9 protein-coding genes are annotated in these 10,974 nt (G+C 72.2%); 2 read left to right on the top strand and 7 right to left on the bottom strand.

Annotated elements, in window-relative coordinates; translation table 11 throughout:
* Positions 1 to 27: 27 nt before the first annotated feature.
* Genes CFK38_RS04825 through CFK38_RS04815 form a run of 3 tightly spaced genes read right to left on the bottom strand, consistent with a single transcriptional unit; the run spans position 28 to position 5,044 of the window.
* Positions 28 to 2,625, bottom strand: coding sequence for a transglutaminase TgpA family protein (locus CFK38_RS04825; protein ID WP_096802065.1), 2,598 nt, complete (start codon positions 2,623 to 2,625; stop codon positions 28 to 30).
* Positions 2,622 to 4,010 (bottom strand): DUF58 domain-containing protein, encoded by a 1,389-nt coding sequence (locus CFK38_RS04820; RefSeq protein ID WP_096802064.1) that lies wholly within the window; start codon positions 4,008 to 4,010, stop codon positions 2,622 to 2,624. Before CFK38_RS04820 ends, CFK38_RS04825 begins: the two co-directional genes overlap by 4 nt.
* A complete protein-coding gene (locus CFK38_RS04815) occupies positions 4,007 to 5,044 on the bottom strand; it encodes an AAA family ATPase (protein WP_096802063.1) in 1,038 nt (345 codons plus the stop codon). Before CFK38_RS04815 ends, CFK38_RS04820 begins: the two co-directional genes overlap by 4 nt.
* 134 nt (positions 5,045 to 5,178) lie before the next feature.
* On the opposite strand from CFK38_RS04815, the gene CFK38_RS04810 reads away from it, so the two are divergent.
* Positions 5,179 to 6,615, top strand: coding sequence for an LPXTG cell wall anchor domain-containing protein (locus CFK38_RS04810; protein ID WP_157773359.1), 1,437 nt, complete (start codon positions 5,179 to 5,181; stop codon positions 6,613 to 6,615).
* A gap of 195 nt (positions 6,616 to 6,810) precedes the next feature.
* Here the strand turns inward: CFK38_RS04810 and CFK38_RS04805 are convergent, their stop codons facing one another.
* Positions 6,811 to 8,025, bottom strand: coding sequence for an MFS transporter (locus CFK38_RS04805; RefSeq protein ID WP_275542295.1), 1,215 nt, complete (start codon positions 8,023 to 8,025; stop codon positions 6,811 to 6,813).
* A gap of 384 nt (positions 8,026 to 8,409) precedes the next feature.
* Here CFK38_RS04805 and CFK38_RS04800 point away from each other — a divergent pair, with 384 nt between their 5' ends.
* Entirely contained in the window at positions 8,410 to 9,591 is a 1,182-nt protein-coding gene (locus tag CFK38_RS04800; protein ID WP_245851225.1) for a Fic family protein, read from the top strand.
* Positions 9,592 to 9,617: 26 nt separating this feature from the next.
* Here CFK38_RS04800 and CFK38_RS04795 read toward each other — a convergent pair whose 3' ends face one another.
* The 3 genes from CFK38_RS04795 to CFK38_RS04785 are packed head-to-tail and all read right to left on the bottom strand — an operon-like array spanning position 9,618 to position 10,891.
* Positions 9,618 to 9,953, bottom strand: a complete 336-nt coding sequence (locus CFK38_RS04795) for a type II toxin-antitoxin system PemK/MazF family toxin (RefSeq protein ID WP_096802059.1) — start codon at positions 9,951 to 9,953, stop codon at positions 9,618 to 9,620.
* Positions 9,950 to 10,186: a hypothetical protein gene (locus CFK38_RS04790; RefSeq protein WP_096802058.1), complete on the bottom strand. Its 237-nt coding sequence runs from the start codon at positions 10,184 to 10,186 to the stop codon at positions 9,950 to 9,952. Before CFK38_RS04790 ends, CFK38_RS04795 begins: the two co-directional genes overlap by 4 nt.
* A 51-nt stretch (positions 10,187 to 10,237) precedes the next feature.
* Positions 10,238 to 10,891: a TetR/AcrR family transcriptional regulator gene (locus tag CFK38_RS04785; RefSeq protein ID WP_096802057.1), complete on the bottom strand. Its 654-nt coding sequence runs from the start codon at positions 10,889 to 10,891 to the stop codon at positions 10,238 to 10,240.
* Positions 10,892 to 10,974 lie beyond the last annotated feature (83 nt).

Raw genomic sequence — 10,974 nt, 5'->3', positions numbered from 1 at the left:
ACGGTCCTCGAGCGCCGCGAATCAGTGTCAGCGGGCGGTGCGGATCAGCTCGATGAGCAGATCGGAATCGTGGCGCAGCGGGTGTTGGGAACGTTCGGCCTGCCCCTCGCCCTCGCCGTGCACCTTCCCCTCGCTCAAGCGTGAAGAAGCTGGGGCTATCGGGCGGTCATTCGCCCCGCCTCGCAACGCTTCTGCGGCATGGCTGGGAGTTCGCGGTGCCTCATCCACCTCGCCCGTCGCGTTGTCGCCCGCCGGCACCGGCGCCGCGTAGCGGGCAGCGGTGTAGGCCTCGGCGATGCGGGCCGCGGCGGCGCGGTGCTCGGGGGTGACGTCGCGGTCGGCGGCGGCGATCCGGTCGAGCAGGTCCTCGAGGGCGCGGTGCGGCGGCAGCGCGGCGTCCAGGCCGAGCCGGGTGGGGGCGCGGCCCCAGGCCCCGGTGATCCGGAGCCAGCGGATCGCGGTCGCGCGCACCGAGAGCTCCCGGGTGATCTCGGCCCAGGCCAGCTCCCCCGCGCCGCGCCGCGTCCGCTCCGCGGCGAGCGCGGTCTCGGGTTCGTCGCCAGCACCCTCACCATCAGCACTCATCAGCGCGGCCCAGCGCTCATCACGGGCGCGGAGCCGGCGGCGGCGGATGCCGAGCACGGCCGCCGCGGCACCGGCGGCGAGCAGCCCGCCCAGCGCCATCACGAGCACCACGCCCCACTGGACGCGCTGCACGGTGGCCGGGGAGGGCCCGCCGCCGTCGGAGGCCTGGGCGGCCGCGGGGTCCTCGGTGGTCTCCTCGGAGGTGCCCTGCTCGGTGGACGTCTCCTCGGTGGGCTGGTCCGGCGGCGTCGGGCCCTCGGGGGCGGGGGCGGGCGCCTCGGCCTGCCCGTCCGGGTCGGTCCGCTCCGGCGTGCTCACCCCGTTGGCGGCCGCGGCCGGCGTGGGTTCGAAGCGCACCCAGCCGTGCTCGGGGCCGAACCACACCTCGGGCCAGGCGTGCGCGTTCGTGGTGCTGACGGACCATTCGTCCCCGTCCTGCTCGCCGGGGGTGAAGCCGATGACCACCCGGGTCGGGTATCCCTGCGAGGTCATCATCAGCGCGAACGCCGCGGCGAACTGCTCGCAGTAGCCCACGCGGTCCTCGAGGAAGGATTCCAGCGGGTCCTCGCCCGGCGGGGAGTTCACCGTGAGCGAGTAGGCGAAGGAGTTGCGGAAGTAGTCCTGGAAGGCGACCGCGGTGTCGTAGGCGGTGTCCGCCTCCAGGTTCCCGGCGAGCTCGTCGGCGAGCGCGGCCGCGGCCTCGGGCACATCGTCACGGGAGGTGTATCCGGCCTCGAAGGGCTGGGCGAACTCGGCCGGGTCCACGCCGCGCAGCTGCTCGGCGGTGGAGGTGCGCGGTTCGGACTCGATGCTGTAGCGCTGCCCGAGCAGTCCGGAGCGGAGGTAGGACAGCGCCACCTCGCCGTCGGTGGGCAGCAGCGTCATCGCCCGGTTCAGCGTGCGGTCCGCGCCCTGGACGGAGCGCACGTTGGCCGGCACGGGGAGGCGGTCCCCGGCGAAGTTGATGATCTCGACATCGGTCTCGATGAAGTCCTCGTCGCTGCCGCTGGCGGCCACACCGTCGTCCCGCGCGTCGCTGAAGGAGTCCCGCACCCTCCCCGGCTCCTCCCCCGTCGCATCGCCGCGGAAGGTCTCGCCGTCGAAGGTGTTCAGGGTGCGCAGGCGCAGGTAGGAGGGGTCCTCCGCGGTGGTGGAGTAGCGCAGGACCTCGGTGTCCTCCCGTTGCAGGAGGGAGCGGCGCACGGAGACGTCGTCGTCGATCATCACCGGCCCGAGCGCGGGGGCGTCGGGATCCTGCCAGCGCTCGAGCAGGTCGACGTTCAGGGCGAGCCGGGCCGGGGCCAGCTGCGGCAGGGCAGGGCCCAGCAGCGGGGACAGCGCCGCGACCAGGGCCGCGCAGACCGTGACTGCGGCGAGGGTGCGGCCGTGGTGGGTGGCAGGCCCCGCCTGCGGCCGACGGTCGCCGCGGAGGTAGCGCGGATCGGCGTGGACGGTGCGGGTCGCGAAGATCATCGCTCCGGCCAGCACGGGAGCAGCCACCTGCCACCACTGGCCGCCGGCCGGCTGCTGCAGGGCGGGGATCAGCAGCGAGCTCATCAGCAGCAGGGCGGTGGGGGTGTGCCAGCCCAGGTCCAGGAACATCAGGTCCAGCAGCAGAGTCACCAGCCCGATCAGGGCCACCAGGAGGACCGTGCCGGGAGCTCCCAGGGCCACCGGCGGGACGCCCGAGGCCAGCTCGTTCACACCGCGGGTGACGATCTCCGCCTGCGCACGGAGCACAGCGACCGGGCCGTCCTGCCACGGTGCCAGACCCAGCACCGTCTCGGCCACCAGCACCAGCACCACCAGCAGTCCGGCCTGGGCCGGCGGCACCAGCAGCTGTCGCGGCACCACGGTGCGCAGCACCACCCCGCCGAGGATCACGGGGACGGCGGCGACCAGGGTCAGCAGCAGCCAGGACGAGCCGGCCAGCAGCTGGGAGGCGGGGGCCGAGGCCAGCACCAGGCCGCACAGCAGCAGCAGCGCCCGACCGGTGAGGTGAGCGCCCTCCAGCGGTGGCCGGCCCAGCAGCGGGCTCATCGTCCCGGCTCCTCATCGGCGGTGAGCAGGTCGGTGAGGGTGTCCGCGGCGGTGCCGCGCACCAGGGTCCAGGTGCCGAGCCGGGAGCGGGTGGGGGCGTGCCGGTCACGGATGGCGGCCAGCTGCCGCGCGTGCTGCTCGTGGGCATGGCCGAAGTCCTCCCCGTCGGCCGGGCCGAGGCGGCGGGCGGGGCCGCCGGGCCGTGCGGGGTGCGGGGCCCTCGCCTCAGGGGCGTCGGGGGCGGCGTCCGGGTTCTCGCGGGCGGGGCGCAGTGCGATCGCGGTGCGGTGGGCGGCGCGGCCGGCGAAGCGGTCCAGCTCGAGGCCGGAGAAGGGGTCGCCGTCGTCGGGTCCGAGGGCGATCGCGAGCGCGGTGTGCCCGGCGGCATGGTCCCGGCCGATGCCGCCGGGGGCGTCGTCGTCGAAGTCGACGTCGGCGAGCGCGAGCAGGGAGGCCCGCTGCTCGACGGTGTCCGCCTCGCGTCCCAGCGGGGACGCGCCGGCCAGGCCGCGGCGGCGGCCGGTGCGGGTGATCTCGTCCCCGGAGGCGTCGACGATGCGCACCTCCCACCCGTTTCGGCCCAGGGCCTCGAGCATGGTCGCGGCGTGTGAGACCAGCGCATCCTCGACCTCGGCGGAGGGGTTCTCACGCCGGCTGGTGTCGAGCACGATCACGGCGCTCTGGGCGGCGGCGGGCTCCTCCTCGCGGGTCATCAGCTGGCCGGTGCGGGCGCTGGCGCGCCAGTTGATGCGGCGGATGTCGTCCCCGCTGGCGTAGGGGCGGGCGATGGGGCCGATCTCGCCGATGCCCGGGGAGCCGGCGGCGCGGTGGGCGCTCTCGCGGCTGATGCCGGTGGCGCGCTCCGCGGCCGGCTCCATCACGCCGATCACCGGCAGTCCGGTCAGGCGCAGGTCATCGTCCACGGTGCGGCGCAGATGGAACAGGCCCAGCAGGTCGCGGACGATGAGCGAGTAGGGGCCCAGGTCGTGCCCGCCCCGTCGGCTCACCTGCAGCACGTGCGGCATCCGCGCGGCCAGCGGCAGATCTCCCTGGCCGCCGAGCGGCTCGGGCAGGTGCTCGCGCACGATCCCGCGACCCAGCGGCACCACGGTGATCCAGGCCGGGCCCTGCAGCTCGAGCATCACGCGGGCGGTGGAGCCGACGGGCACCGCGTCATCGACCAGGTACCGCCGCGCCCGCAGCCCCACGCTGCTCACCGCGATCCCGATCGCCCCGAGGACCAGCATGAGCAGCAGGGCGGCGGCGAGCTGGCGGGCCGGGGTGACACGGGCCAGGTCACCCAGGACCCACATCCCCGCGCACAGCCCGAGCACCGCCACGCCCCGCCCGGTGGGGCGCAGCATCGTGCCCGGGTGCGGGCTCATGCCTGCGAGGTGCCGGCCAGCACCTGATCGACCAGCTCCTCTGCCGTCGCACCGCGGGAGAGGGCCTGCGGGGCCAGGTGCATGCGGTGGCGCCACACCGGCATGATGACGTCGGCGATGTCCTGCGGGGTGACGAAGGTGCGGGCGGAGAGTGCGGCCTTCGCCTTCGCGGCGCGCACCAGATGCACGGCGGCGCGCGGGGACGCGCCGAGGGTGACCTGCGGATGGGACCGCGTGGCCTGGGCCAGGCGCACCGCGTAGTCGAGGATCACCGGGGAGGCGTACACGCTGCGCACCAGGGAGATGTGCGCGGCGATCCGCTCGGGGCTGGTGCGGGTGACGACGGCATCGATCACGTCGTGATCGCCCTCGGGGACGGGCCCGGTCTGGGTGGCGAGCATCCGCGCCTCGGCGCTGGGCACCGGGTAGCCCATGGTGGTCTGAGCCAGGAACCGGTCGCGCTGCGCCTCGGGCAGGCGGTAGGTGCCCTCCATCTCGACGGGGTTGGAGGTGGCGACCACCATGAACGGCTCGGCGAGGGGGTAGGTGGTGCCGTCGACGGTGACCTGCCGCTCCTCCATCGCCTCCAGCAGCGCGGACTGGGTCTTCGGGGAGGCGCGGTTGATCTCGTCGGCCAGCAGGATCTGGGTGAACACCGCGCCCCGGCGGAACTCGAACTCGCTGGTGGCCTGGTTGAACACGCTCGCGCCGGTGACATCGCCCGGCAGCAGGTCGGGCGTGAACTGGATGCGGTGGCGGTCGGCCCCGAGCGAGGCGGCCAGGGACTTGGCCAGCATCGTCTTGCCCACCCCGGGGATGTCCTCGATGAGCAGGTGCCCGCCGGCCAGCAGCACCAGCACCGCGATGCGGGCCACCTCGTCCTTGCCCTCGACGACGGTGGCGATCTCCGAGACCACGCCCTCGGCCTCGGTGGCGATCTCGTGGGCCTGCGCCTCGGTGAGGGACCCGGCGGTCTCGCCGGTCCGGGGGCGGGGATCCCGCGGAGTCTGGACCGCGACGTCGTCCTGGGTCATATCGTGCTCCTTTGGGTCGCCGCCGGCACCGGATCACGAAGAATTTGCCACTCGATGAACTGACCGAGCGGTACTCATGCGTCGACGCCACTTACAGTATGACTGGTCAAATCTGTCGTGCCTGAGGAGTTCCGATGTTCGTCCGACGTGGCCGAGCCCCTGTGAGGCTCGGCGCCGGGCTCCTGCTCGCCATGGCATGCACTGCGGCGCCGGCTCTCGCGCTGGCCCCGCCGGCCGTGGGTGCGCCGACGCCGCCCGGGGCGTGCACCGGTGTGGCAGCGAGCGCGACGGCGACATCGACGGAGCTCGGCGGGCCCGTCGAGGTCTCCGGCGACTGCTTCCCGACGCGCACGACGGGCGAGGTCGAGATCTTCATCCAGGGCGACGACAGCTCGAAGCAATCGACGGAGGTCAGCACCGAGGGCAGGCAGTCCGTCTTCGCCTCGTTCACGCCGACGGTGGCCGGTGAGTACCAGGCGGTCATCGAGGTCGGCGGGACGACCGCGAGCACCACGTTCACCGTGGAGGACACCGGCGACGGCGACGACTCGGACAACGGCGCCGGTGGTGACGGTTCCGATCCCGGCGCCGGTGGTGACGGTTCCGATTCCGGCGCCGGTGGTGACGGTTCAGATTCCGGCGCCGGTGATGACGGCGGCGACGGCGCGGACACCGGCGACGGCGGAGATGGCTCGGACACCGGTGGCGGCGGGGACGGCACTGACGAGGGTGACGGCTCGAATACCGGCGACGGTGGCGACGGTTCAGGCACCGGAGACGGGGACGGGACCGGTTCCGGCGACGGCGCCGACGATGGAAGCGGCGCAGGCGCTGGCGATGGCACCGACGGTGGCGACGGCACGAGCGACGGCTCGGGCGACGGTTCCGGTTCCGGTTCGGGTGGCGACTCAGGCACGGGTGACGGCACGGGCTCTGGCGACAACACGGGCTCCGGTGATGACGCGGGCTCTGGTGACGCCGGCGATGCGGGAGACGGCACCGGTGATGGTGATGGCACGAGCACCGGCGACGGCACCGGAAACACCGACGGGGACGGCGCCCCGTCGGGGAATGACCAGCAGAACGACGGCGATCCGCAGGGCGCGCCCTCGTCGTCCGCCAACCCCTCCCCGAGCCCCGAGGAGGACGAGGAGGGCTCTGCGCCGCCGACGACCTCCGACCGGCCGAGCGAGTCCTCGCCGTCGTCCGACTCCTCCACCCCGTCGGACCCCGGCCCGACGACCGACGACGTCCCGTCCTCGACTCCTGAGCACAGCGCCGACCAGAAGGAGGCGGCCGCGCTCGCGGTGCTGATGACCTCCCTGTTCGCGCACGGGGTCTCCGAGGGCGAGGTGGGCATCTCCCCCGCCGAGGCCCGGGCGGAGACCGAGGCCTCCGGCGACGGCGGCACGTCCGACGGGAGCGATGCCTCCGACAGCGACGGCGCCACCGACGGCGCTGGCGATGAGCTCGCTGAGACGGGGACGAACACCTCCGCGCCCGCGGCGCTCGCAGGGCTCGCCCTGTTCAGCGGTGCCGGTCTGCTCTGGTATCAGCGGCGGCGGGACTGACTTCTCGCGCAGTCGAGCCGTAGGAAGCGTGCGCCAAGACGGGCGATGGGGAACCTTTCCTACGGGTCACCGAGCATTGCCGCACGGAACCTACGGCTAGCACGCCGCCGGGCCGCCGGCGCCGGGGCGGGGCCGACGGGCCGAGGGTCGCTGCGGCGGGGTCCGACGTCGGGCCCGCGGCCAGCAGGCGTCCGCTCAGGCGCTGAGCCCGCGCCGGGCCTGCAGTGCGATCAGCGCCGCGATCAGCAGCGCCCCGACCACCAGCGCGGCCCCGCCGACGGCGACCGCGCCGCTGACGCCGAGCAGCGCGCCGAGCCAGCCGAGGGTGATCCCGTTGCCGGTGCGCATGCCGCTGCCGATCATCGAGTAGACCCCCACCACGCGGCCGCGCTGGTGCTCCGGGGCGCGCAGCTGCACCAGCGCCTGACCGATCGCGGTCGCGGCGAGGTTTGCAATGCCACCGAGCACCAGGGCGATCAGCGCCACCGCGTAGTGGCCGGTGGTGGCGACGATCAGGGAGGTGAGCCCGAACATCACCGCGGCGATGACCGCGCCGCGCACATCGACCTTGAGGATGCCGGTGGCCTCGAGCAGGATCCCGCCCACCACTCCCCCGATGCCGTTGGCGAACAGCAGCGCGCCGTACCCGATCCCGGCCTCGTCCCCCGCACCGAGATTCTGGGCGAAGTTCGGCATCGCCACCTGCAGCGAGGCGCCCACGCACACCGCGATCAGGCCGGCCAGCGCGATCATGCCCACCAGCACCCGGTCACCGCCGACGGTGCGCAGCACCCGCGGGGTGTCCAGGATCGAGATCCGCTCCCTGTGCACGTGACCGCTGCGCACGTGCCCGGTGAAGGGGGTGCGGATCATCAGCAGGGTCATCGGCAGGTAGAACAGGATGTTGACGAAGATGCCGTACGTCGGCCCCAGCGCCAGCAGCAGCACCGAGCCGACCACCGGACCGGCGAGGACGCCGAGGCTCTTGAAGGTCGCGTTCAGCCGCACGGCACTGGGCAGCTCAGGGGGCTCGGCGAAGTCGTGGAGCATCAGCTGCTCGGCCGGGCCCCACAGCGCGCCCGCGCAGCCGTGCAGCACCAGCAGCACGCAGGCGCTCCACATCTCCAGCGTCCCGGTGAGGAACAGCAGGCCCCAGCTGAGCGAGACGAGCGCGAACAGGATCTGGGCGGCCTGGATGATGCGCCGGCAGTCGTACTTCTCGGCCAGGCCCCCGAACAGCACGGAGAACAGCAGGAACGGCAGCCAGTGGCTGATCACCTGGAAGCCCACCAGCCAGGGCGAGGCGAACACCTCCCACAGCACCCAGTAGGTGATGACGTGCTCGATGTTGTCCGCCATCATCGAGAGCCCGGCGGTGATCAGGTAGGGGCGGGAGTGCTTGTCGCGCAGGGGGCCGAAGCGGCGCGTGACGGGCAGGTTCAGCGGGGTTCAGCCTTTCTTGGGCGACGGTTCGACGACGGAGGAATTCGACGTGCTGCTCCGCCGGGCGCCCGGTGGTGACGGACGCACTGGTCCGTCGTCCACGGCAAGGCTACGCGGCGTCGGACAGTCCGCCGAGACGTCGCCGCTCTCGGTCTTAAGGTGCGCACCCACCTCGCTTCATCCAACTTTAAGCCTTAAAGTTGGATTAAGGGCACGAGATCACCACCTTGGGGACTACGCATGGGGCACTTCACGTGGCAGCACTGGGAGAACCCCTACGACTTCGGTGTTGCGCGTGCGGATCGGCGTTCCGGGGAGTTCCGCACCTTTACGCCGTCCAGACTCACCGGGATGAGACTTGCGATCGGTCCTGAGGTCGATGCCGAAGTGGCCGCCGCGGAGCGTGCGGTGCACGCGCTGAACCGCGGGACGCACCAGGATCTGGGGCTCGTCTCTCGGTTCCTGCTGCGCTCCGAGGCGATCGCGTCCTCCTACATCGAGGGGATCGCGCCCAGCCTGAAGAACGTCGCTCTCGCCGAGATCGCCCTCGATGAGGATGTCCGCGGCCTTTCCGATACCGCCCACCAGGTGGCGAGGAATATGGCGATCGTGCGGGCCGCTTCGGACGCCCTGTCCGAGAGGGATGTCCTCACGGTCGACGACCTGGAGGCCCTGCAGGCATCGCTCATCCCGTCGCCGGCCGAACTGCAGGGAGTGCGCACCACCCAGAACTGGATCGGCGGATCCAGCCATCACCCGCTCGAGGCCGCTCATGTGCCCCCGCCGCCCGAGGAAGTCCTCGTGCTGCTCGAAGACCTGGTCCGGTACATGGCCGGCGCGACCCACTCACCGATCATCCAGGCGGCGCTCGCGCACGCCCAGTTCGAGACGATCCACCCGTTCCCGGACGGCAACGGTCGCGTGGGACGCGCCCTCATCCACACCGTCCTCACCCGCCGAGGGCTCACTGCGGAAGCGATCCTGCCGGTGAGCCTGGTCCTGGCCACCCGTCACCAGGAGTACATCGACGGGCTGGACTCGTTCCGCGTCGAGGGGTCACCGGAATCCCCAGAGGTCTCCGCTGCGATCGAGACCTGGGTCGGCACGTTCGCGAACGCGGTGCGCATCGCCGCAGAGCAGGCCGCGATCCTCGAACAGCGCCTGGCCGTACTCCGTGAGGAGTGGTCGCAGATCCTCTCCGAGGCTCGACGCCGGGAGGGAAGGGTACGAGCGACCCGCCGAGACTCCGCGCTGTCCACCATCCTCGACTCGCTTCCCGGCACTCCCGTGCTCACCACCTCCACGGTCACCCGCGTGCACGACGTGACGACCACCGCTGCACAGAATGCCCTCTCCCAGCTCACGGAGTACGGGATCCTGGAGAAGATCTCGATCGGTCGGGCGCAGCGCGCCTACGTGTCCCTCGACGTCCTGGACCTCCTCACCCGCAGCGAACGAGCCATGGCGAGCCGGGACCTCGACACCGCCAGCTCATCCGCGATGAGGCCGGTGCCGGCGCCTCGCACCGGATGAGTACGGCTCACCTCGGCCGCGCCACGTCAGAGGTCGAGCACGAAGCGCAGCGCCTGGTCGACCTCGCTCAGCTGCTCGAGGCCCACGATGCCTCGGCGGGTCACGAGCCGTTCAGTGGAGACGGCCCGCAGCTGATCGCAGCGGGCATAGGAGACGTGTCCCAGGCCGCTGGTGCCCGGTTCCACCTCGACGTGACTGCGCAGGCCGTAGGCGGCAGAGGCGACCGGCACGACCATGACCAGCCCGCCAGGCCCGTTGTTCAGGATGTCGACGGACACCACGACAGCCGGGCGCCGGAACGCCGGCTCATGACCGATCGGCTGACCGAGATCGACGTCGTAGACCTCTCCCCGCCAGATCACGAGAGCGCGTCCCACTCCTGTCGCTCGGCCACATACTGCTCCCAGCGCTCGGGGTCGTCGCGGAGCCGCTCGTAGTCCGCAGCGAGCCCCTCGAGGAACTCCTTCCGCTCGAGCGCGTCGATCGCCACGTGCACAACGTCGATGACCGAAGTCCCACGGGACTTGGCGAGCACTTGAAGACGCTCTGAATCGGGTCGTCGAACTCGAACGGTCGTGGTCTCTGTAGCAGCCATGCTCCAATTGTAGACGAAACGTCTACATTCGGGAAGGGCGTGGCGGTCGCCTCACGGCGCCAGCAGCACCGCGAAGGTCTCCAGCGTCTCCTTGAGCGCGATCGAAGGCTCGAGCAGCCACTGGATCTGCAGGCCGTCGCTCGCGGCGACGACGAGCGCGGCGGTGCGGGCGGGGTCGATGTCGGACCGGACCAGCCCGGCCTCCTGGTCCTCGCGCAGCTTCCGCTCGAGGTTCTCGCGCACCCGCTCGAAGCGAGCGGTGAAGTACTCCTTGGCGGGCCCGGACTCGACCTCGAGCGCGGTGGCGACCAGGGTGGAGTAGAGCTGGACCAGGCCCGGGACCTCGAGGTTCGCCAGCGCCGCATTGGCCATCACGTCCACCGAGCGCTCCTGGCTGCGGTCCCCCCTGCCGGGATCGGGGCGGTTCTCGGCGTGCTCGTAGACGGCGACCAGCAGCTCCTCCCGGGAGGAGAAGTAGTGCAGCAGCGCGCCGTGCGAGATGCCGATCGATTCGGCGATGCGGCGCAGGGAGGTGCCGTCGGCCCCGCGCGCACGGAACACCTCGATGGCGCGGTCGAGGATCTCCTGGCGGCGGGCGATGCCCTTGGAGTAGGAGCCGGCGCGGCCGATGCGCCGGGCGACGGCGGAGGGCGGGGCCGACGGGGTCTCATCGGGCGCGCCCGGCGCTGGATCCTCGGTGCTCATGCCGCCAATGTACCCAGCTCGCGAACTGCTCCGCAGATAAAACCTCCAACTGGTGGCTTCTTTGTTAGGCTGACGACAGCGCG

It is taken from the genome of Brachybacterium vulturis (genome assembly GCF_002407185.1).
Lineage (GTDB): Bacteria > Actinomycetota > Actinomycetes > Actinomycetales > Dermabacteraceae > Brachybacterium > Brachybacterium vulturis.
The sequence above is the reverse complement of the archived record's forward strand: the minus strand, read 5'-3'. Positions and strand labels throughout refer to the sequence as shown.